General features: G+C 41.9%; 16 protein-coding genes. 15 read left to right on the plus strand and 1 reads right to left on the minus strand.

All coding sequences use genetic code 11. The features are described from left to right. The first annotated feature begins 49 nt into the window (after nt 1–49). Nucleotides 50–361 (plus strand): Mpo1-like protein, encoded by a 312-nt coding sequence (locus G3R48_RS05180; protein WP_153662978.1) that lies wholly within the window; start codon nt 50–52, stop codon nt 359–361. 1,546 nt (nt 362–1,907) lie between these two features. On the opposite strand, the gene rdgC is transcribed toward G3R48_RS05180, so the two are convergent. Beyond that, a complete protein-coding gene (rdgC, locus tag G3R48_RS05185; RefSeq protein ID WP_153662541.1) occupies nt 1,908–2,819 on the minus strand; it encodes a recombination-associated protein RdgC in 912 nt (303 codons plus the stop codon). Nucleotides 2,820–3,123: 304 nt separating this feature from the next. Here rdgC and G3R48_RS05190 point away from each other — a divergent pair, with 304 nt between their 5' ends. From G3R48_RS05190 to G3R48_RS05255, 14 genes are all read left to right on the plus strand, one after another. Then, on the plus strand, nt 3,124–4,047 hold the full coding sequence (locus G3R48_RS05190) for a porin (protein ID WP_153662539.1): 924 nt from the start codon (nt 3,124–3,126) through the stop codon (nt 4,045–4,047). 170 nt (nt 4,048–4,217) lie between these two features. Next, nucleotides 4,218–4,907, plus strand: coding sequence for a phosphate regulon transcriptional regulator PhoB (phoB, locus tag G3R48_RS05195; protein WP_153662537.1), 690 nt, complete (start codon nt 4,218–4,220; stop codon nt 4,905–4,907). Between the two features lie 102 nt (nt 4,908–5,009). Beyond that, nucleotides 5,010–6,302: a phosphate regulon sensor histidine kinase PhoR gene (gene phoR, locus G3R48_RS05200; RefSeq protein ID WP_153662535.1), complete on the plus strand. Its 1,293-nt coding sequence runs from the start codon at nt 5,010–5,012 to the stop codon at nt 6,300–6,302. Between the two features lie 199 nt (nt 6,303–6,501). Further along, nucleotides 6,502–7,473 (plus strand): PstS family phosphate ABC transporter substrate-binding protein, encoded by a 972-nt coding sequence (locus tag G3R48_RS05205; RefSeq protein ID WP_153662533.1) that lies wholly within the window; start codon nt 6,502–6,504, stop codon nt 7,471–7,473. Nucleotides 7,474–8,928: 1,455 nt separating this feature from the next. Next, on the plus strand, nt 8,929–11,373 hold the full coding sequence (locus tag G3R48_RS05210) for a TonB-dependent receptor plug domain-containing protein (RefSeq protein ID WP_153662531.1): 2,445 nt from the start codon (nt 8,929–8,931) through the stop codon (nt 11,371–11,373). A 298-nt stretch (nt 11,374–11,671) separates the two neighbouring features. Then, nucleotides 11,672–14,116 (plus strand): TonB-dependent receptor plug domain-containing protein, encoded by a 2,445-nt coding sequence (locus G3R48_RS05215; protein WP_194823851.1) that lies wholly within the window; start codon nt 11,672–11,674, stop codon nt 14,114–14,116. A 66-nt stretch (nt 14,117–14,182) separates the two neighbouring features. Continuing rightward, on the plus strand, nt 14,183–17,008 hold the full coding sequence (locus tag G3R48_RS05220; protein ID WP_153662527.1) for a M16 family metallopeptidase: 2,826 nt from the start codon (nt 14,183–14,185) through the stop codon (nt 17,006–17,008). Between the two features lie 48 nt (nt 17,009–17,056). Further along, the gene (locus tag G3R48_RS05225) at nt 17,057–18,724 is read left to right on the plus strand and encodes an ABC transporter ATP-binding protein/permease (protein ID WP_194823850.1); all 1,668 of its coding nucleotides are present in this window, start codon (nt 17,057–17,059) and stop codon (nt 18,722–18,724) included. 14 nt (nt 18,725–18,738) lie between these two features. Beyond that, nucleotides 18,739–19,488: a DUF3450 family protein gene (locus G3R48_RS05230; protein WP_194823849.1), complete on the plus strand. Its 750-nt coding sequence runs from the start codon at nt 18,739–18,741 to the stop codon at nt 19,486–19,488. Beyond that, nucleotides 19,485–20,711, plus strand: coding sequence for a MotA/TolQ/ExbB proton channel family protein (locus G3R48_RS05235; protein ID WP_153662521.1), 1,227 nt, complete (start codon nt 19,485–19,487; stop codon nt 20,709–20,711). Before G3R48_RS05230 ends, G3R48_RS05235 begins: the two co-directional genes overlap by 4 nt. Further along, a complete protein-coding gene (locus G3R48_RS05240) occupies nt 20,704–21,123 on the plus strand; it encodes a MotA/TolQ/ExbB proton channel family protein (RefSeq protein WP_153662519.1) in 420 nt (139 codons plus the stop codon). The genes G3R48_RS05235 and G3R48_RS05240 overlap by 8 nt, the downstream gene beginning before the upstream one ends. After that, entirely contained in the window at nt 21,120–21,521 is a 402-nt protein-coding gene (locus G3R48_RS05245) for an ExbD/TolR family protein (RefSeq protein ID WP_153662517.1), read from the plus strand. The genes G3R48_RS05240 and G3R48_RS05245 overlap by 4 nt, the downstream gene beginning before the upstream one ends. A 6-nt stretch (nt 21,522–21,527) precedes the next feature. Further along, entirely contained in the window at nt 21,528–22,199 is a 672-nt protein-coding gene (locus tag G3R48_RS05250) for an energy transducer TonB (protein ID WP_153662515.1), read from the plus strand. Nucleotides 22,200–22,211: 12 nt separating this feature from the next. After that, on the plus strand, nt 22,212–23,573 hold the full coding sequence (locus G3R48_RS05255; protein WP_153662513.1) for a tetratricopeptide repeat protein: 1,362 nt from the start codon (nt 22,212–22,214) through the stop codon (nt 23,571–23,573). Nucleotides 23,574–23,604: the final 31 nt, after the last annotated feature.

Here is a 23,604-nt window from a genome sequence, read left to right on the forward strand (position 1 = left end):
TATGCAAAAACCTGCTTCAGAATTTGATAATAACGATTCAAGTTCAACTATGACCAATAATAAAAAACGTTACCGTAGCTTTGCTGAGTTTTATCCTTTTTACCTTTCTCAGCATCAAAATGCAGTTTGTAGAAAGCTACATTTTGTTGGTTCTGCTTTAATTTTAATGGTATTAGTTGCCATTTTGGTCAGCCAACAATGGTGGTATTTACTCATCTTACCTGTTATTGGTTACGGTTTTGCTTGGGTGGGACACTTCTTTTTTGAACATAATCGTCCAGCTACCTTTACTTATCCTTTGTACAGTTTTTATGGTGATTGGGTCATGTTTTATCAAATGCTGACGCAAAAACGCCAATGACGTTGAACAGCTTGGAAATTGATGTTAAAACATGTAAGCCATATCTTACTTTACTGTAGGTAAAACAGATAAGCAGCTATTAGTCATGGTGTTTTTTATTTTAACCACTTGGTTTATTAGGATTATTTTTTGTTTTGGTTTTTTGAGTATCAGCATCGCCTTTTATCGACTCCTTGAAGGATTATTTTGTTAAACCCTATTTGAGGTAATATTAATACATACAGTTTTGATGAATTTAATAGATGAATTCAATGCTGTGTGAAATAAACCTCAAGGATGAAACAGGACACGCTCAAGGATAGGGTCGTGCTCGGTTAACGGATAACCGAAAAAGGGATGAGAGAACAAATGCAGGACGCATTAGGATAAGCCAATGGCGCTGAGAGCTCAGTACATGGATGACTGTTCAATGGATTGATACTCAATGTTGTTATTTACAAGGATTATTGAGTTAAAAAGACAAGGACACGCTAGGAAAGTGATAACGCAAGGATGGTGCAGGGAGCACATATTTAGCAGGAACGCTAACAAGAAAATAATAGGCACAACCGTTAAGGTTGTGCCTTTTTTTATTTGCAGATTGAACATTTGCCCACTTCGGGGGCGATTCGTTACTCGCTAGCAGCAATGATTAAATGACGCTTAATCATATAATCAACAGTTGTGAGATTATATTTGTAAGAGATCTCGCACATGATGTGTAGGATATAAATAGTACTTATAGGTTACTATTGCACCAGAGTGATAGTTAAAGTATTGAAATATATTGATTTTACAATAAAAGGTGTTGTTACTATCATGTTATTGTTTGTTTTCGTGTCTGTGAATTTGGTTTCAATCGGTTAATATATTTATATCCAAGGAGCTGGATAAGACAGGATCAGGTGACAGGAAGTACACCAAGGGATGATGGCTTTGCCAGTTATGGATAACGTTGATGTCATGGATTGAGATCAAACCAAAATTACAGTGAAGTAATTTTGCTGGATGTTTTATGTTGTCAGGATGACAACATTGGCTAGGATAGCCTTAACAATCAAACGGGATGTGCGATTGAATTAAATGGACTTTCACGGATGATAAAAGGACACGCTTAGGATGAGCAGGCTCGGTAAAGGGATAATCGAGTAAGAGGGAAGTACGAAAGTACATGGAAATCATGGAATGAACATGGAAAGTGCATGGAGCAAAAATACGCATGGATGGTGCAGGGAGCATACAAATAGCTGGATAGCTTAACATGAGATCAAAAGGCCGCGGTGGTAACATCGCGGCCTTTCTTTATTTGCTATTACAACCAAATTAGGTTGCTGCAATTTGTCGACATTCAGATAATATTACAAATCTGCCTCTATAGGTTGCAGTACTCACTTTGCAATAACAACACTTACCACACCATTGCCACTTCAGGTATTTATCATCTACTGACTTTGTCATGACTTTATTTAGCCATGAAAGCGGCAAATATTTCTCATGCCATTAATCTCTATTGGCATGAGAATACGCTTTGCATGCGCAATTGGTTATGTAAGAGATAATGCTAACGCTAGATTTGTTGTTCAAACTCACCAAGTACATCCCGTAATGCATTTACAAATGACACCAGTTCACTTCCCATTAAGGCAAAGTCGGCATCAATGCGCGCGAGAGGATCTTCACTGCCAATGTCATCATTTCCGGCTCTAAATTCTTCTGAGAATTTAATTCGTTTAATGCTGGCGTCTGACTGGATAACACAAGCGACAGACTGCGCATAGTGAACGGCCAATTTATGCACTTGCTTACCGGTTTCAATGTGAGCTAATACTTCGTCTTCTTGTAATACTTGTTGCTTGAATTTTACAATGCCACCTTCATCAGAGTCAGACTTTAACTCTGCTTCATCTTGCATTTCAAATGGTAATGGTGACTCACCCGCTTGTAACCATTGGGTCAAGGTAGATTCAATTGGGGTGGCAAAACTTAATGGAATAACCGGTAAGCTGCCAAGCGCTTTACGTAATAAAGCTAAGAGTTCTTCTGCTTTTGCAGCGCTTGAGCTGTCGATTAAAATCATTTCCAACTCAGGCATGATTAATGCGCGAGTTTGGCTACGACGTGAAAATGCGCGAGGCAATAATGTCGTAGTGATTTCATCTTTCATGGAATCTTTTTCTTTTTTAGTGACTTTACGGTTTTCTGCCGTTTCTATTTCCGCCACTTTTTCATCTAACGCTTCTTTAATCACTTGTCCCGGTAGAATTTTTTCTTCTTTCGTGACACAGATTAAATGACGATTTTCAGCACTATGGACTAATGCGTCACCTTTTTTACCTAATGCGTTACTAAAGCCAAACTTACTGATGTCTTGGCTACTACAAGGTGAAAAAGTGAAGTCTTCAAGTGCTGTCTCTAATGACTCTGTATCCGTATTAAACGGTTTATTAAAACGATAAAGGGTTAAATTCTTAAACCACATATAAGGCTACCTTAGAAGTAAAAACTGCACGAAGTGTACGGGATCAGTTGGCAGGGGTAAACCATCAATTGATTTGCGATATAGGGCGTTTAAATATTATCCAAGCAGGTTTAATAAAACTGTCATATTAAATTTGTTCTTGATCAAGTGGTTGTTATCAAAGGTTTTTCGTTGGCTGGTTACATTTATATTACCGAATTGAATGATAATAAGCGATTGCTGAAATAAATCTGCAACATTATCCATGCAAACTTGCGGCCGTTCAAAACATAAAAACCGACGAATAAGCGTCAAAAAGGATGAAATGATGAAAGCGTTATCTAAAACTATTATTGCTACTGCTGTTACTGTTGCAACCATGTCAACTGCCTACGCTGCTGAGCCTCTTACTGTTTATGGCAAATTAAATGTCACGGCTCAATCTAATGATGTTGCTGATGAGAGTGAAACGACTATCCAAAGTAATGCATCACGTTTTGGTGTAAAAGGCGGTTTTGAACTTAATGACGCCTTAGAAGCATTTTATACGGTTGAATATCAAGTCGACACGGGTAAGGACAGTTCAAGTAACTTTACTGCTCGTAACCAGTTTGTTGGTTTAAAAGGGCAATTTGGTTCAATTTCAGTGGGTCGTAATGACACGCTACTTAAAAAGTCACAAGGTAAAGTTGATTTATTTAATGACCTAGAAGGTGACTTAAAAACGGTTTTTGCTGGTGAAAACCGCTTAGCGCAAACAGCAACTTACTTAACACCATCATTTAGCAACTTCACCGCTGGTGTGACTTACGTTGCAGACGGTGATGTTAAACAAAGTGATAACGGCTTTAGTTTAGCGGCCATGTATGGTGACTCAGGATTAAAGAAATCTCCTGTTTATGCTGCAATTGCTTATGACTCTAAAGTTAACGGTTACGATATTGTCCGTGCAACGCTTCAAGGTAAAATTGTTGGAATTAAGCTAGGTGCAATGTACCAACAACAAGAAGAACTCGACACAGATGTTGAAGATAAAGGCTTCTTAGTTAGTGCGTCTTATGGCATTGAAGACATTACGTTAAAAGCGCAATATCAAGACATGGATAACGCGGGAGATTCATGGTCAATTGGCGCAGATTATAAGTTGGGCAAACCAACTAAATTATTCGCTTTTTACACCACCAATACACCCGAGTCAGGTGATGACGAAGAAAACTATCTCGGCTTAGGTTTAGAACATAAATTCTAAATTTAAACACTTTGTTACAATAAAGGAGCTTCGGCTCCTTTTTTTGTGTCCAGGTTAAATAAATATGACAAATAAGGTTGCTCAAGTCGTAAAATGAACTCTAGTATCATAAATCTGTAATAAAAATAACAAATAATATGCATGTAGACATTCAATAACAGAACGCAATTATGACAGCTAAGATATTAATAGTAGAAGATGAAGCGGCTATCCGTGAGATGCTAACGTTTGTTATGGAACAGCATGGATTTAGCACCATGGTGGCTGAAGATTTTGACTCTGCAAAAGAGTTACTTAATGAGCCTTATCCCGATTTAATTTTACTTGATTGGATGTTCCCTGGTGGCAGTGGGATTCAATTAGCTAAAAAAATCAAACAAGATGAATTTACTCGTCAGATCCCCATCATAATGTTAACTGCACGTGGTGAAGAAGAAGATAAAGTTAAAGGCCTTGAAGTGGGGGCTGATGACTACATCACTAAACCTTTTTCTCCAAAAGAACTGGTGGCACGTATAAAAGCGGTGCTAAGACGCAGCGCCCCGACACGACTTGAAGAAGTCATTGATGTCCAAGGTCTATCGCTTGACCCAGTCAGCCATCGAGTCAGTTTTGGTGAAAGCGCATTAGACATGGGACCAACAGAGTTTCGTTTATTGCATTTCTTTATGACTCACCCTGAGCGAGTCTATAGCCGTGAGCAATTGCTTGATAATGTATGGGGCACCAATGTATACGTGGAAGACCGTACCGTTGATGTGCATATTCGACGTCTGCGCAAAGCGGTTGAAGTTGGTGGTCACGATAAGCTAATCCAAACCGTTCGTGGAGCAGGTTATCGGTTTTCAACCCGTTTATAGCAAACTGGTCATCTTTAGGTAGATATTGCAGTATTATCACTGGCAATATTTACCTTATTATATTGATAAGGGCTAACATTTCCCCTTTATTTAGGTTTGCTTATGTTTGAATCATATTCTGGGTTTCGGTTACTACTGCGACTCAGTTTCATTATTGGGGCATTTTTCCTCATCGGGCTTGCCATCGGACAAGTCGCATTGGTTGTTATTGTGGGATGCTGCGCATTACTTACATGGCATTACTGGCAAATTTCCAGGCTTAACTTTTGGCTTTGGAAAGATAAACGCTTAACGCCTCCGCAAGGCAGTGGCAGTTGGGAAGGGGTCTTTAATGGTATTTACCGTTTACAAGGGAAAAACCGCCGCCGAGTCGGGCAGCTTGCGGCATTACTGGGGCGCTTTCGCCAAGGCGCAGAAGCATTACCTGATGCTGCAGTAGTCTTAGATGCCAACCTGAATATTTTATGGTGTAACAAGCTTGCACAATTGGTATTAGGTTTTGTATGGCCACAAGATAATGGCCAACGTATCGATAACCTGATCCGCCATCCAGATTTTTCCAATTACCTTAAAAATGCGGCATTTAATGAGCCGCTTGAGCTTGCTTCTCCCGTTTCAGATAACCGCTTATTAGAAATTCGAATTATGAGCTATGGTGATCGCCAGTTATTACTTATTGCTCGTGATATCACTCGTTTAAATCAATTAGAAAGCATGCGCAAAGATTTTGTTGCCAACGTCTCACATGAGTTAAAAACCCCATTAACCGTACTGCAAGGCTATTTAGAAATCATGCAAACCATGGAAGGGGAAGATTCAATTAACCAAAAGCCGTTAGCATTAATGCAGCAGCAAACGACCCGAATGCAGTCAATGGTTGAGCAATTATTAGCACTGTCGCGGATTGAAGATGCCGAGAATGTCGATCTTTCCCAAGTGATCAATATGCCATTGATGCTTGATATTTTAAAAGAAGAAGCCATGGCGCTTGCCCTTGACGATTACTATGTGGAGTTTGAGTGTGACCCACAACTCAACGTTCACGGCGTTGAATTACAGCTAAGAAGTGCATGCTCAAACCTTATCTCTAATGCTATTCGCTATACCTCACCTGGCGGTAAAATATCGGTGTCATGGCAACGGGTGCCAACAGGCGCTAAGTTTTCAGTCACCGATACCGGAGTGGGAATTGCATCGCAACATATTAATCGCTTAACGGAGCGCTTTTATCGTGTCGATAATGCCCGTTCAAGTAAAACGGGCGGTACAGGGCTCGGGCTTGCGATTGTCAAACACGCATTAAGCAATCATCACAGCGAGTTAATGGTAAGCAGTACCTTAGGTCAAGGCAGTACCTTTAGTTTTGTTATTCCTACGCACCTAATTGAAAAGTAATCAGTTTGATGCAACAGATGTTCAATGCAATGTGAGTGTTGGCATAAAGGCTATTTATGCAGGGTTTGCTAGGTAAACAAAATGTTGTGAAAATGTGATGTGTAATACAACTGTCATCTAGCAGTAATAGACTTGTCATCATTGAAATTAATACTGACTGTGTTTTAAAAACTGAGTTCGCTTAATTTGGAGCATTACAATGAAACTGAACAAACTTGTCGGCGCAATGACCTTGACTGCCGCTAGTGTATTCTCTACAGGTGCAATGGCTGAAATTGATCAAACACTGCCAACATATGAAAAAACCAGTGGTGTTTCTGGCAACCTTTCATCGGTTGGTTCAGATACGTTAGCTAATATGATGACACTGTGGGCAGAAGACTTTAAACACATCTATCCGAATGTAAATATTCAAATCCAAGCGGCAGGTTCATCGACTGCGCCGCCATCATTGACCGAAGGGACTTCGCAGTTTGGGCCAATGAGTCGTAAAATGAAGCCAAATGAGTTAGAAGCATTTGAAAAACACTTTGGTTACCAACCGACTGCTATTCGTGTTGCTATTGATGCTTTAGCCGTATTTGTTCATAAAGATAACCCAATTAAAGGGCTTAGCATTGAGCAGATTGACAGCATTTTTTCATCTACCAATAAATGTGGTGGTAATGAAGTAAAACGTTGGGGCGATGTTGGCTTAAGTGGTAATTGGCAAGCTAAAGATATCCAGCTTTATGGCCGTAATTCAGTATCAGGGACTTATGGTTACTTTAAAAAGAAAGCCCTTTGTAAAGGTGATTTTAGACCCAATGTGAACGAACAACCTGGCTCTGCGTCAGTTGTGCAGTCGGTTTCACAATCGTTAAATGCCATTGGTTATTCTGGTATTGGTTATAAGACCGCCGGCGTAAAAGCCATTGCAGTATCAAAGAAAGGGGATAAATTTGTTGCGGCCACACATGAAAATGCCGCTAATGGCCGCTATCCGCTTTCGCGTTATTTATACGTTTATATCAACAAGCATCCGAATAAAGACTTATCGCCAATGGATCGTGAATTCATTCGTTATATGTTGTCTAAACAGGGGCAGCAGATTGTTGAAAAAGACGGTTATGTTCCGCTACCGCGTACAGTGGTAGCTAAAGATTTAGCCAAAGCAGGCATTATACTTTAAGCAGATAATCTGGTAAGAGACCTCATTTGAGGTCTTTTTTTTGGATTAAATCTAACATGGAATATTTCGCTGTTTTTGTTTGAATGATAGCGAAACAAAAAACATAAACTGATGACCTATTTAGAAAGTAAATAGAAGAAGTGAAGGCAAAAAAAAGCAACCTACTTTGAGGTTGCTGCTATTGCAAAGGCAATATGTGTGATAACGACGTTATCTAATGGGATGATGAGGAAGAACAATGAAATTAAACGATGGGTTTCACTTCACTTATTAAATAAGACTGGCGTATTTCAAAAGAGTTCAATTGCCATTGATATTTTTTTATAAAATTAACATTGTCGTGTTAAAAGGCTTACCAGCACACGATACTTTAGTGAGCCGTGAGCCGTGAGCCGTGAGCAGTAAGCGAAGGGCGAGTTGAAAAACGTAGGCAAAAAAAAGCAACCTACTTTGAGGTTGCTGCTACTGCAAATGCAATATGTGTGATAACGACGTTATCCAATGGGATGATGAAGAACAATAAAATTAAACAATGAAATTAAACGATGGGCTTCACTTCACTTATTAAATAAGACTGGCGTATTTCAAAAGAGTTCAATTGCCATTGATATTTTTTTATAAAATTAACATTGTCGTGTTAAAAGGCTTACCAGCACACGATACTTTAGTGAGCAGTGAGCAGTGAGCAGTGAGCAGTGAGCAGTGAGCAGTGAGCAGTGAGCAGTAAGCGAAGGGAGAGTTGAAAAACGTAGGCAAAAAAAAGCAACCTACTTTGAGGTTGCTGCTACTGCAAAGGCAATATGTGTGATAACGACGTTATCCAATGGGATGATGATGAAGAACAATGAAATTAAACGATGGGTTTCACTTCACTTATTAAATAAGACTGGCGTATTGCGAAACAGTTCAATTTAAATCGTCGTTTTTTATATATTTACGCCAATAATGGCTTTTTTTCTTAATAGAATCAAAGTAAGTGTTTGATTATGTTTAATATATTTTTTTCCAGTCATTATAAAACTCATGTTTATGTTTGCTGTTAATTGGGTTTTACTATTGTTATTCATTTGCAGGCACAAGACTTGTACTCTAATAGCACTTTGTGTAGAGCAATGTCATAACGTGCAAAATTGCCAAGATAATCAGCTTGAGTAAGCAAGAGAGCAATCTACCCACCAACGGCCATCGACAACTATTGGCGGCAAAATAGCCTTAAGTCATCACAGTACATTGTCATGCTCAGTGACATCTCACCGATAAAATGATGTTTGCAACAAAAAAACGTCGATTTTGTAAACAATAAACCAAACCCATCCTCAACATGTGTTTACAGATAGCAACGCAAATAAGCTGTGGCGTAAACTTACAATGTAAATAACTCTCATTCGTATTGATCTGCATGGAATGCTCACAATATAATGCTGCGAATAATAACTATTCTCATTAAGGTGATGTATGAAAACGGCTGTAATCTATTCATATTTAACAACAAGTATCCTCACTGCACTCTACGCCTCTAGCGTGATTGCAAGTGATGACTTACCCACACTTGCTGAAACAGAAGTGCAATCTCAAAACCAGGAACAGAGCGAACACCTTGTGCTTGACCATGAGCACATTCAGCAAACACCTGTTGCCAACAATAGTCTCTCGCAACTACTAAAAACCCAACCGGGCATTGCAATTAATGACGGCACAGGTTCTGTTCGCGGTGGAGATATTGCTCCTGAAGAGATTTCTATCGCCAATGCACGCACCCATCAAACTAACTACATGATTGGTGGCGTATCGACAAATAATGTGTCAACGTTCGCTGATCGCGATACCGCTGGTGGGCTTGGCGGACATACGTCAGGCTACTTCTTTGACACCACTCTGCTGGACTCTGTTGAAGTCATGGACCGGAATATTAGCGCTGAATACGGCGGTTTTACCGGGGGGGTTGTGAATGCACAACTGCGTAAACCGACCAAAGACTTCACCGCTGACTATCAATTTAAAATGACCGACAGTGATTGGAATGAAGACCCTAAAATTGATGAAGACAACAGTGACTTAGAAAGCCCAATTTGGGGCGACGGTCGCTATCAAGACCGTTACCAAAAACGTTTCCATAACTTGTTCGTTGGCGGGGCGATTAATGACAACCACCAACTCGGTTTTGGTATGAGCATTAATGAATCAGACATTCCGCTTATTTATAATGGTGAGCGTAAAGACCAAACACAAACCAATACCAACTTATTCCTCAATCATAACGCTCAACTTGGCGAGTGGGAGCTGAGTAATGAACTGCGTTATTCCCAATTTACAGAAGATCGTTTTTTAAACGATACCTTTGATGACAGCACCGCCGAGTTAAGTGATTATCAAAATAGTCACAGTGGCATGGGCATCACGGTTAAATTAGACCGTCAATTCAGTCAAGGTATGTGGCGGAACAGCGTTGCATTTGACCAACTTAAAGATGAACGCAGCGCGGATGTTGATTACTTTAAAACCCACCTAGATTTTCGTGACGGTTTTAACTTTAACTCGTCAGGGTCATACGGCAATTTAGACCAAACACAAAATAGCACTCAAATTAAAACGGCATTCGACTTTGACAGCATTTATACCGGTGACGTTCGTCAGCAAATATCAATTGGTGCACAGGCAACATTAATTTCAGCAACAGGTCGTTTCCATAATGACTTCCATACATTTACTCAAACCAGTAATGCTAATGACACCGTTAAGCTAACTAGCTGGACAACCACGCAAGCAGGTAATTATGACGCAGAGTCTAATCAATATGCGCTGTTTGTTACCAATCAGCTTGATTGGCAACAGCTTAACGTCAACTTAGGTTTGCGAGCAGAACATATTGAGTTATTTGACCAAACGGTACTCGCACCAAGAGTGAGTGCGAGTTGGGACTTTGATAATCAACAACTTAACCGTGTTACGGCGGGTGTCTCACGTTATTACAGTGGCAGCTTACTGGGCTGGGCGTTAAAAGCTCAAAAGCGCGGCATGCAAGTTAATCGTCAAAACTGTATGGGAACGGGCGGTGGAAATGACATTAGTCTGAATCCAAATGATTACACTTGTGAATCAGAAACCCAGTATCAAGTTAGCGACATGAACCAAGCTGATACGCCTTACTCTGATGAGTTTGCTTTAAATTATGACCGACAAGTCAGTAATGTTGAAATGAACCTAGGTTATCTATTTCGCAGCCAACGAGATGGTTTATCGGTTATTTACAATAGCGACTTAAGCCGTGATGAACTGCATAACAACATGCAAAGCGACAGCAATATTTATACGTTAAGACTCAGTAATGTCGAAAACTATAAAGTATTAGGCGCTGAAGTCGGTGGCTACATTAATGTCGGTTATACCGATGCCACAGGTTCAGGTAGCACCAGTGCTGTATATGACGATCAAAACGACCTTAATGGCGGCAGCGGTACAGAGTGGGTGATGCTTGATGGTGAGCTTATGCGCCGCACTGACATGGATACAGGCAGCTATAACAGTGACTTAACCGCAGCATTTGGATTAAATACCGCGTGGCCACAATATGGCGTGGTATGGAATAACTTACTTAACTACGAAGGTGGCCGCACCTTGACTTTATTGCAAGGTCAACAATCAGAAGAAATCAACGGTGAACCAACAAGCGTAGCGGTATTGTCTAGTGCTGAAATGCAAAGCCTATTGACTTGGGACAGCAAATTGACATGGACACCACACATTGCCAATGAGCACTTAACACTCGGTGTCAGCGTCACCAACTTGCTAAATGAACAAGTAAAAATTGCCACTTCAGGTATTGCCGATAACAGTGCCTTTACTGATGACTATTACAGTAAAGGGCGCGAGTTTTGGCTAACTGTTGGGGTGAAAATGTAATGTTAGTTGGCAACGCAATCGCTAATTAATCGTAACAATGGCGAGGTAACTCGCCACTGTTTTGCTTCATCTGTCGATATTCATCGCACTTTCCTAGCCTAATTCATAAAGAAATACCATGATTCAAATGTTAAAAACGTTGTGTATTCAGCATTTTGCCTAACAAAAACAGAAAAAATGAGCGGGTGGTCATACTAATGATAATCAATATCATTTAGATCTTTATTTGTGAATGGTTATCTTTCATTATACTGCCACTTAGCAGTGACTCATCACAGTAATGAGAATGGAAATAGAAATGGAACAAATATCCCACCTTAAAGTGTTATCCGTCAGTATATTACTTGCCTTGTACGGTCAATCAGCATATGCAGAACAGGCATTGCCATCGTTACCTGAAACTCAAGCCATGCAGGCAGAAGTTCAAGCACATAGCACAATAGATAGAGAGCAAATTAACAATACGCCAATGACCAATACTGATTTATCTTCATTGTTAAAAAATCAGTCAGGAGTGGGGATTGACAGTGGGGTGTCAAGTTTACGTGGTGGAGACTTAACTCCTGAACAAATTTCTATTGCCGGTGCGCGGCCGCATCAAACTCAATACATGATAGGGGGAGTAAGCACTAACAACATCGCGACCGCATCTGACAATGCAGATGCGCAAACCTTAGGGACAGGACATACGTCTGGTTACTTTGTTGATACCGCGTTGATGGAACAAGTTGAAGTATTAGATCGCAATGTTGGCCCACAATACGGTGGCTTTACAGGTGGTGTTGTAAACGTTGAACTGCGTAAGCCCCAAGATACATTTCAGGCGGAATACCAATACCGAATGACTGACAGTGATTGGAATGCAGAACCGGTTACATCGAGTAAAAATAACGACTTTGGTGATGCTAGCTTTGGTGATGGTCGCTATCAACCTGATTATCAAAAACGCTTCCATAGCTTACACCTTAGTGGTGCATTAACTGACACCCAAAAGTTAGCCGTTAATTATAGTAAAAAAGATTCTGAAATCCCGCTCAATAATAATGGTGAAAAGGCCGATTATGGTCAATCAATCGACAACCTATTTGTGACTCACCAATTAGATCTTGGGTTATGGCAATTACAATCAGACCTTCGATATTCAAACTTTACCAACAAAGAGTTTTTAAACATTGTTGGGACGGATGCCGACGGTGATGCGCGCCCGTATAGCGACTCTACGAATAAGCATCAAGGTATTGGTGCAACCGTTAAATTAACCGGAGAATTTGACAGCGGCACTTGGGATACGAGCTTAACCTATGACCAATTAGAAGATGAGCGTTTATCTGAGGTTGACTACTATAGCGTAAGAACAACCATCGTAACGGGGAGCCCAATTAGCCAAGAAAATACCGGTGGGTATGGGAATTTACGTCAGCAACAAGACACATGGCAACTAAAGTCTGTGTATAACCTTGCCCCTGTCTACCTTGGCGAGCAACGCCACAAGTTTATGTTAGGTACAGAAATCGTTAGCCAACAAGCAGAGCAAAGCCGTCAATCAGACTTTAATGCGCTTAACTTTTTAAACCTCAACGGCAAAGAATCTATTTCTACATGGAATTACTACCACCAAGGCTCCGTCGCGGTTGATAGTCAGCGTTATGCATTATTTGCCAATGATGAAATCAGCTGGGATCAACTAACGGTGAATGTGGGCGCGCGTGCTGAACATATGTCACAGTTTGATAAGCTGGTTATCGCGCCAAGATTGAGCGCAAGTTGGGACTTTAATAGTGATAACGTTAACCGGATTACATTTGGCCTAAACCGTTATTACTCTAATGACCAACTTGGGTGGGAACTGCGTGAAGCTGCTAAAGGGTTAAAAACCGTCTTTAGTAGTTGCACCGCAAATAACGGTGATTACACCAGTACTGATATCAATGATTACACTTGTGCCAATCAAACCGACGGTATTGCAGCATCGCTAGATACGGCAGAGGTGCCATACTCAGACGAACTGAGCTTAGGTTGGCAATATGAAACGGCAGGCATCAGCTTTAACCCAAGTTATTTATTGCGCGAGCAAAAAGATGGCCTAGCACTGTCAAGTAATGGTCAGCTTAATAACAATATTCAAAGCAAAAGCCACATATTGGGTTTAAATATCCATAACATCCAACGTTGGTCACTAATGGGGGGAGCACTGACAAGTTACCTTGATGTGACTTATGAAGACCGCACTGGCAGCGGTAATTTATCTACTTTATATGACAACAGTAACGACTTAAATTCTAGCTATGATGATGACTGGGTGTATTTTGACGGCAAACTCATACGCAGTTCAGACATGGACTCATCAGGGTTTAATTCACCATTAGAAGGGCGTTTAGGTGCGGTCATGACTTGGGAGAATATCGGCCTGAGTTGGAGCAACGTATTGAACTATCAAGATGGTCGAAACTTGACGCATTTTGCGGGGACGCATTCAGCTGAAATTGACGGAGAGACCACCAACGTCAAGGCGATTAACACCGCGAAAATGGACAGCTTGACCACATGGGATTCTAGCATTCGTTGGACCCCTCAAACGCTAGTTAAGCATCACGCAAGCGTAGAACTTAGCGTGACTAACCTACTAAATAGACATGTTGAAGTTGCAACTTACGGAACCGATGTTGGGGGCGGGAGTGCATTTACTGACACATTTTTCAATAAAGGCCGTGAGTTCTGGCTAAGTTTCACTCTTCGTAATTAATTTATCACTATATAAAGTCTAACTGACTAATAGCATTTTAGTCGGTTGGCCTTTTTTGGACAAAAAATGAAAAAAACACCGTTAGTTATCCTCATGAGCAGCTTGATGTTTACAGGTTGTTCGACACAAACCCTTTTAGGCCAAACCAGTGCAACTGAGCAAGCAACACAGCAAGTTGCCGCTAAAAATGTATTAGCTGAGCGTCCAGGAATTGAACATGGCATGTTAGCAAACGGCATGAAATATATGTTTGTTAAAAATACCCAGTCTGGTGAAAGGGTATCACTGCAATTGATTGTTCATTCTGGTTCGCTTGATGAAGATGATGATCAACAGGGAATCGCGCATTTAGTTGAGCACATGGCATTTAATGGCACAACAGATTTCCCACATAACAAAATTATTGAACATCAAGAATCATTAGGCTTGGTATTTGGTCGAGACGTCAACGCCATGACTGAATTTAATATAACGTCTTATTTTTTACACTTATCAAATAACACCGACAGCATGTTAGATGAGGCATTTCATATGTTGTCTCAGCAAGCATCTGCTGTGGTATTTGATAATGATGAGCTTGATAAAGAGCGCCCAGTTGTTGAAGAAGAATGGCGTGGTGGCCGCACATTAATGGGGCGTTTAGGCCAAGCTAATCGGATGTTACTGCTTAAAGGCAGTCGTTATGGCGAACGTAATCCCATTGGCGACATGGACCTTGTGCGTCATGTTGACGCCAGCAGAATTAAAGCATTTTGGGAAACATGGTATCACCCAAATAATATGACCATGCTTGTGGTCGGTGACACCGATAAAGCCAGCGTGGAAGCCAAGTTAAACAAATACTTTGCTGATCTGCCTAAGGTTGAATTACCAAAACGGGCTGATACGGCTTTGCCACTACCAAAAGAAATGGCGTTATCAATTTTACAAGACCCTGAAGTGACAACTGAAGTGGCCTCTATTAGCTTACGAGCTAAGCAAGCGATTGTCACCGATGAAGCAACATTACGCCAAGATATCCTTAACCAAATGGCGATGATGATGTTCTCTCAACGAATGAATGAAAAGTATCAAGTTGAAAGTCCACAAATTAGTCGTATCGCAGCATCATCGCAACCATTAATGCCTGGCTACAATAACAACCGCATTCTTGCCGTACTGCAAAATCAGCACTACCAACAAGCTTATCAAGAGCTATTTGACAACCTCAGTGCTTATGGCGCACATGGTTTTAAGCAAGCCGATTTAACCATGGCGGCCTCAAATGTCTTAATGCGCTACAAAAAAGTCGCTGATGGCCAACAAAATGCCACTAACAGTCGGTTAATGTCAGCGATATTCTCGCAAGTGCGCTTGTTACAACCATTAACTGACCCTGCCGCAAGAGCAACTGCGGCTGAAAAAGTACTCGCGACGATTACGCTAAAAGATGTCAATGAGCACTTTCGTGACATGCTAAAAACTCGATCACCGATTGTCACACTGCAAATTAACCCTAAGCATATCGACCAAGTCCCCACAAGCGCTGAAATAAAACAGTGGTGGTCAACGGCGATGGCAAATCCTTCTCGCGTTGACAACACCAGCGCAGAGGTTGCGCCATTATTTAGCAAGGCGCCCGTCGCAGCAAAAGTGTTAAGTCACCAACACATTGCAGGAACCCACATTTGGAAATTTGCTAATGGTGCCAGTGTGTGGTTCACCCCAAGTGATGAAACAAAAAACCAACTATTGGTTAAATGGCAAGGGCTCGGTGGCACACAAGCGTTACCACTTAACCTGCAACGTGCTGGGCAATTATCTGCGCGCACCATGGGCGAATTTGGTTATGGTGGTCTAAATAGCATTGAATTGACTCAAATTAATGCGGGTCAAGAATTGCGTCAAATGCCGTTTATTTCGGCTCAAGAGCACGGTGTTTCAGGTCGAACTGACCTTGCATCATTGGAACATTGGTTACAAAACCTCAATAAACGCATCACCGCGCCACAAGTAGACGCCACGCTTTGGCAGTCGCGTAAACAAAGTTTAGAGCGCGGTGTATTCCATCGTTCAACATCTCCAAATGGCATGTTTAATCAGGCGATCGATAAGTTGCGTTATAAAAATGACCCAATGAGTCAACCGATCACTAAAGATGAAATTGCCGCGATTAAAGCTGATGATCTACTTCAAGCGTGGGAGCAATTATTCTCTAATGCAGCCGATCATCAATTAGTGATAGTGGGGCCTGCAACCCCTGAGCAAGTGATTGATTTAGCATCACGCTATATTGGCAACTTACCCAAAGGCAAAAGTCTCACTCCAACGGTGTTACCTAAGCTTAACGATGGTCAACACAAAGTGCGTATTGAAGTCGGCACAGAACCTGTCGCGGTTAGTACCCAATTGTTCAATGTGGATTTTCCATACAGTGAAGATGCTGAAAACCAAGCTGAATTGCTCAGCCGTATGCTATCTGTGCGTTTACGTGAAAAATTACGTGAAGAAAGCGGTGGGGTATATAGCTTACGTTTTGGTATTCGTTTAGATAAAGAGCGTCAACAGGCATTTGGCATGTTGAGTTACAGCCATGAACCTGTTCGTGGGGATGAGTTAAAAGAGCAAGCTGACAAGGTCATTGCAACGTTCCTTAAAAATGGCGTCACTGACGCTGAGCTTGAACAACTTAAAAAACAACAACGCTTAGCCTACGCAGAAGAAGCCATCAGTGATCGTAACCGCTTTGCATGGGCCAGCCATGCAGCGATGACGAATAACGTTATTGACGAGCGCACCTCTTACCTAAATTGGTTGAGCTTAGTGACAACATCGGAAATCAACGCATTAGGCCACGCTATTTTAAGCAAGCCAAACACCATTGATGCACGACTTCTTCCAGAAAAATCTTAACTGTAAAAAATGGCCCGGTGCATTGCACTGGGCCGGAGTGAAATAAGCATGCAACTGTTGAAACAGTTTTGGCTGTTAGCCAAACCGTATTGGATAAATCGGGCCCATTGGTTTACTTGGGTTTTATTAGCATTAAGTATTGGCGCCTTACTCAGTGTTGTTGAGGCCAGCGTATGGTTAAACACTTGGAATAAAGAGTTTTACGACGCACTGGTTGATTTGGAATTTGATAAAATTCAACCCCTTATGTTCGAGTTTTGCGTCATCATCGCTATCATAGTCGTGCTAATGGTATATGGACAATGGTTACAACAGTTAGTGATTATTCGCTGGAGAACGTGGTTTACAGAGCAACTTATCAGTCAGTGGATGACGGATAAAACCTATTACCGCATGACGTTAGGCGACGAGCCTGATAACCCTGATCAACGTATTGCTGAAGACGCAAGGTTATTGACATCTGACACCATTAGTTTGTTTGTTGGTGGAATTCAAGCTGTCGCTGTGCTGTTCGCTTTTACACGTATTTTATGGGACTTATCAGGCCAGTTATCGTTTGAATGGAATAATGAAACCTTCCAAATTGCGGGGTATTTATTTTGGGTCGCTTTAGTTTATTCCATTGTGGGGACATTAGTGACGCACTATTTTGGTCACCCGCTGCATAAATTAAACTTTGCCCAACAACGTAAAGAAGCCGATTTTCGTGCGCGCTTACTACGTCGTCGTGACAGCGCAGAACAAATTGCGTTATTAAAAGGTGAAGCGACTGAGCAACGCCAGCTTAAAAACAGTTTTCAGTTCATTGCCAGTAACTGGTATTCATTGATGAACCGAGAAAAGAAACTCGGCTTAGTGGTGAACAGTTACCATCGAGTAGCAATGATGGTGCCGTTGTTTGCCGGTATTCCAGCATTAATGGCAAAAAGCATTACCATTGGTGGTTTATTTCAAGTACGGATGGCCTTTATGAAGGTGTATGCCGGCTTTAGTTGGTTTGTGCATAACTACGCCAAATTAACCAGTTGGAGTGCCACGGTTGAGCGTTTGGGTACATTTACTGATGCAATGCAGCAGCAACACCAAGCACAAAATATTGATTGCCAGACAAGCATGCAATGGCGTGAACTCACGGTTCAGCGTCCAGACGGTAAGCCATTACTTGAAGGCATGAACATTGAACTCAATGCCGGCTCTCATCTGTTAGTGTCAGGTGCAAGTGGCTTAGGTAAATCAACATTATTACGTACCATTGCAGGCATTTGGCCATTTTATGAAGGTCAAATATTCCAGCAACAAGGGGAAACCATGTTGCTGCCTCAACGTCCTTACCTGCCAAGCGGCACCTTACATGACTGCTTAAATTACCCCGCGACTCAAACCGTGTCTAATGAGCAATTACAGCAGGTGTTGCAGTTAGTTGGCTTAGATGAGTTAGCTAAAGACGTTGAGCAAACCGGTGAGTGGCAACAAGTGTTGTCAGGTGGTGAGCAGCAAAAGTTCAGTTTAGCGCGTGCTCTGCTCGCCCAACCTGACACCTTAATTCTAGATGAAGCAACCAGCAGTTTAGATGAAGCCACAGCCATTGCTTTAATTGAGCTCATTAAACAGCAACTGCCGCAAACTACGTTAATGATGGTGTCACATCAAGCGGTGTTAAAACCGTTATTTGAGCGTCATTTAGATTTAATGCCTTATGGCGCAGCTAAAGCATGATAGGGAGAGTAACGATGAAATTTACATGGCTGTTAATCATGCTTTTACCTTGTGCTGCGTTGGCAACGCCGCTAAGTCTTGAGCGCACCGATCAGCTTATGGCTGGGAAAATGGCCACTGACAAAGCGCTAGCTAGCTTGAAACTTAGCTGGCAACAAGAAGCGCAGCACTTAACTCAGTTAACCCAAAGCTACCAAGCTGAAAAAACATTATTGCAAAGCAAGCTGGACTCGGCAGACACTGAAAGTGATCAAGCCAGTGTCAAGCGTGAAGTGCTGGGGGCACAACAAGCTGAGGCCGAACAAACCACTGAGCAATATCAACAATTATTGACGCAGGGACTTGAGGTATTAAGGCTAACGTGGTCACAGCTGCCAGCGCCGCTGCAGCGCGCGCAATTAAAAGAGTATCGTCAACTTAATAACGACAGTGCAGAGCTCACGCAGCGTTTAACTGCATTGGTGAATATTATGGCGGCGATAAAAGACTTTAATCAACTGTTTACACTTGATAAACAATTGCTGAATTTAAATGGCCAACAATGGCAGGCTGACGTGTTATATATCGGCTTGTCGGTCGCACTATTTAAACTGCCTGACGGCTCTGCAGCTGGAGTGGGGCATCCAAGTGACAAACAGTGGCATTGGCAGCCAAAGCCTGAAATGAAAAGTGAAATTAATCAAGCGTTTGCTGTGTACTTAAAACAGCAAAAACCGCAATTGGTTGACCTGCCAGTGTTAGTGAATTTGGAGGCGATGCAATGAAACTGCTGACATTAATCATGCTGACACTTTTACTGAGCTTTTCAGGTCATGCTAGCACGATGCAACAGTACGAGGCACAATTGTCTGCTGAGCTAAAACAAGCCCAGCAGCAATATCAGCAACAGGTTGATAAAGTCTCACGTCAACGTCAACCCATGCTCACTAAGTTAACGGTATTAGAAGCGGACTTACTGGCATTACGCCAACAACTCATTGGGCAAACGCGCTCTAAAGATGATGCCTATTTAAGTGTTCAGGCAATGGAGCAACGCTTAACGCAATGGCAAGACCAAAATCGTTATATTCATAACCTGTTAAGTCATCATGCTGGTAACCGTGAAGGTGATGCCATAAAACTGATTGAACAAGAAATGTCATCAATTGGAGACAAGTTATCGCCTAAGTGGCATCCATCACAAGCGATTGCTAAAAATGGCGCACTTGAACAAGGTGAGCTATTGCGTTTAGGGCCGCTGGGTTTCTTGCATCATAACGGTCAACTGAGCTTGTTAGACATACAAGTCACTGAGCAAAACAATGTGCCAAAAATTAGCCTCACAATTGACTCAGCCCGTCCTTCACAAGTCTTACCGATTGATATTACCGGCAATCGAGTGATCACCATTGAAGCAAACCACAAAAGTATTATTGATCAAATTAAACAGGGCGGTTTTTGGGTTTATCCCATTTTGCTGATGGGGGCGATTGCGTTAGTGATGGCATTAATCAAAGCACTGCAATTACACCAACAACCTAAAGCCGATTGCGGTTTAGTTGCACGTTACCTGCAATCGGGTGTCATCCCTGCAACCAAAGGCTGGCAAGTTGAGTTACTGCAACAAGCACAGCAACATCGTGGTTGTGGCAGTGAAGCCATGGGCGATTATCTCCACCAATACCTATTAGGCGTAAAAAATAAGCAAGATAAAGGCATGGCAATGATTGCTGCTACCGCCGCTGTTGCGCCATTAATGGGGTTATTAGGTACGGTAAGCGGCATGATCCAAACATTTGAAATGATGAACCTATTTGGTAATCAAGACTCATCAGTGCTTTCTGGTGGTATCTCAGAAGCGTTAGTCACAACCGAACTTGGTTTAGTTGTCGCCATCCCATCGCTATTACTGCATGCCTGGTTAAGTCGTCGTCATCAAGGGATGTTAAGTCAATTAGAAGCCGATGCTGGTGTGTTGTGCCAACTAGGAGATAACACTGGTGCTTGAAGCCCTGTTAATGCCATTTAGTACGCTGGCGCTACCGGACTGGTTATTTGATGGTGGGCCAATTCTGTGGATTATTTTTGTGTTTGCCGCCATTTTATATTGGCAATTGGCCGATCTACTCGGGCAATTGCAATGTAGTGGCAGTCACTCTTGTTGGCTGTGTCGTCATCATAAATGTGAGCAGCTCGTTGCATGGGTGAGCGCCGCACCATTGCTGGGGCTACTTGGCACAGTGCATGGCTTATTAAATAGTTTTGAAGTGTTAGCCACCGAGCATTCAACCTCCATTAGTCAAGGTATTGCTCAAGCCTTAATTACCACTGAAGTGGGGTTAATTGTGGCTATTCCTGCATGGATATTATTGTTATTAGGTCAGCAGCGCTGCCAAAGTAAGTTGGAGCAAAGCCAATGAGAAAATACCGAAATATACTAAGCCAGCAGTCACAAAAGCAGCTTGCAGTGGATATTTCTCCGTTGCTTGATGTGGTCTTTATCTTGTTAATCTTTTTTATTGTGTCAGCGGTTTTTGTCAAAGAAACCGGGGTGAATATTGAGCGCCCACAAGCCATTAGCGCCACCCAAGCGGCACAGAGCAGTGTCTTGATTGCATTAACCGAAACCGGAGAAGTTTGGTATGGCGGCGCGCAAATTGGTTTAGCAGGTGTGGCGCCGTTAATAAGGCAAATGCCTAATAAACCGATTGTAATACAGGCCGATAAACGGGCTGAAACAGGGCTGTTAGTGGCATTAATTGATGCATGCAAATTGGCCACTAAATCCAGCGTCAGTATTGCCACTAAAAAAGGATAAGCCACAATGATGAATTTGTTATTGTTTAAATCCTTTCCCAAACCGGTGTTTAATACATTGGTGAGTGTTGGCATGTTAGTCATCATTGTATTGGTGTTACAAATGAAGCGTAACCCTAATAACGCACCAGAAACATTGATGATGCGTGAGGTGGATATTGCACCATTAACCATACCGCCGCCTCCGCCACCGTCAACGCAACCATCGCCAACACAAAATAATACCCCGCAGTTAGTACTTGCTACCAATAGCAGTGGTGCAAGTTTAAAGGTGAGCACGATGGATGTGCCTTTGCCGATGATTATCGCACCGCAAATATCAGACCCAAATCAATCAAATTTACAGGTTGAATTTAACGCGCCTACAACCGATACCATTGCAGAAATTCAAACATTTGGCCTTGAACAACTCGATCAATATCCGCGGTTATTAACTCAAATCACCGCGCGTTTACCCAGTGAGATAGCCGCAAAAAAGATTAAAAAATTAAAAATAACCTTACACATTATCATTCATGAAAATGGCCGTGTTGAATTAAAAGGTACTAAAGATTTGCCTTACCCTCAATTAGTTAGCGTGGCTGAAAAGATTGTACGCCAAGCCCGTTTTACTTCACCGACACGCCATGGTGAAAAAGTGAAAGCGGAGTTTTATTGGCCGGTTAATGTAAAAGCATAAGAAGATAACTGCATGAAATTAAACTTACCGTATAAAAAATTGACCACGCTATTATTGTCAGCGTGCTTGTATTCACCTGTTATGTTGTCGGCACAGCCTGTGTCAATTGCCTCGTTTGAAGTGCCGAAATTTGCCACTATGCCGGTGAGCCGATACGAGCCAACATTAAATAATGCTGCACACCAAACCTTAAAGCAGGTGCAAGACTTACTGAACAAGCAACAATATCAAGCTGCGATTACTGAGTTAACCTTAGGGCTTAAGAGTAATAATAGTGCCGCGTTATGGTACACCTTAGCGTCGGTACAGTTGCAGCAACGCCAAACCGATAAGGCCAAAATGGCATTAGAAAAAGCCCTTGATGTGCACGCAAATTTTACCCGTGCTCAAATTGTGTTAGCAGGTATTTACACTCAAGAGGGCCGTTATAATAAAGCAAGGCCGCTTATCCAAGCGGCAATTCGTCATGAGTCCACCGCAGGCTTATACAGTATGTTGGCTTATGGATATATACAGCAGCAACAATACATACCGGCAAAAGCCGCGTACCAACAAGCATTGTTACTTGATGGTAATAACAGCACTTACCTTAAAGGTTTGCTACAAGTCACCATGGCGCTAAATGAATTAACCGCAGCGCAAAATATCTTAACCTCGTTAATTGAACAATATGGCATGGACAGTCAGTTGTTGTTAATTAGGGCAAATTTAGCTCAGCGACAAGGCAATGATAACAGCGCGATAAATAGCTTACGTTTAGCGTTAACCCAAGATAAAGTGGCCAATGCTGGTGAGATAAAATGGCAATTGTCGCAGCTATATTTAAAAAATGACATGTTCAGCAATGCCGTGCCACTGCTTGATGAAATCATGGCGCATCAGACATTACCTGAGGCGAAGCAATTGGTGTCCGTTCTTAATTATTTGCTAGAGAAAGATCAATCCAAGCAAGTTGTGAGTTTGGTGAATAATCTGAATAAGCGTACTCAAGTGTCCTCTAAGCTAAAAAGTCAGTTGCTGGTGGTCAGTGGCAAGGCATTCGTTAATCAAGGGCGTCACCAACAAGCGAGTAAGGCTTTTACTCAAGCGGTTCATTTAGATAGCTTAAACGGTGAGGCGTTAATTGAGCAGGCGTTACTTCTGCAAACCACTCATCAACAACAAGCACAAATATTATTATCACGCGCGGCTGATATTAGCGGTTTTGAGGTAAGGGCGCTGACGCTACAGGCGCAAATGTTATTAGATACCCAAGCGTACCAACGCGCGCTACTACTGTTACAACGCGCTTATAAAATCGCGCCAATGACACCGGGATTATCTGCCAATATTGCCAGCGTGAGCCGCTTAGCAACGTTAAACCATCACCAGTAAATTGAACGGTATAAAAAAGCCCAGTCACGTA

This window comes from Shewanella intestini (genome assembly GCF_018221465.1).
Taxonomy (GTDB): Bacteria; Pseudomonadota; Gammaproteobacteria; order Enterobacterales; family Shewanellaceae; genus Shewanella; species Shewanella intestini.

Coding starts and splice junctions, on each gene's coding strand:
- G3R48_RS05180 (WP_153662978.1), top strand. CDS start 50: ATGACCAATAATAAAAAACGTTACCGTAGCTTTGCTGAGTTTTATCCT.
- rdgC (WP_153662541.1), bottom strand. CDS start 2,819: ATGTGGTTTAAGAATTTAACCCTTTATCGTTTTAATAAACCGTTTAAT.
- G3R48_RS05190 (WP_153662539.1), top strand. CDS start 3,124: ATGATGAAAGCGTTATCTAAAACTATTATTGCTACTGCTGTTACTGTT.
- phoB (WP_153662537.1), top strand. CDS start 4,218: ATGACAGCTAAGATATTAATAGTAGAAGATGAAGCGGCTATCCGTGAG.
- phoR (WP_153662535.1), top strand. CDS start 5,010: ATGTTTGAATCATATTCTGGGTTTCGGTTACTACTGCGACTCAGTTTC.
- G3R48_RS05205 (WP_153662533.1), top strand. CDS start 6,502: ATGAAACTGAACAAACTTGTCGGCGCAATGACCTTGACTGCCGCTAGT.
- G3R48_RS05210 (WP_153662531.1), top strand. CDS start 8,929: ATGAAAACGGCTGTAATCTATTCATATTTAACAACAAGTATCCTCACT.
- G3R48_RS05215 (WP_194823851.1), top strand. CDS start 11,672: ATGGAACAAATATCCCACCTTAAAGTGTTATCCGTCAGTATATTACTT.
- G3R48_RS05220 (WP_153662527.1), top strand. CDS start 14,183: ATGAAAAAAACACCGTTAGTTATCCTCATGAGCAGCTTGATGTTTACA.
- G3R48_RS05225 (WP_194823850.1), top strand. CDS start 17,057: ATGCAACTGTTGAAACAGTTTTGGCTGTTAGCCAAACCGTATTGGATA.
- G3R48_RS05230 (WP_194823849.1), top strand. CDS start 18,739: ATGAAATTTACATGGCTGTTAATCATGCTTTTACCTTGTGCTGCGTTG.
- G3R48_RS05235 (WP_153662521.1), top strand. CDS start 19,485: ATGAAACTGCTGACATTAATCATGCTGACACTTTTACTGAGCTTTTCA.
- G3R48_RS05245 (WP_153662517.1), top strand. CDS start 21,120: ATGAGAAAATACCGAAATATACTAAGCCAGCAGTCACAAAAGCAGCTT.
- G3R48_RS05250 (WP_153662515.1), top strand. CDS start 21,528: ATGATGAATTTGTTATTGTTTAAATCCTTTCCCAAACCGGTGTTTAAT.
- G3R48_RS05255 (WP_153662513.1), top strand. CDS start 22,212: ATGAAATTAAACTTACCGTATAAAAAATTGACCACGCTATTATTGTCA.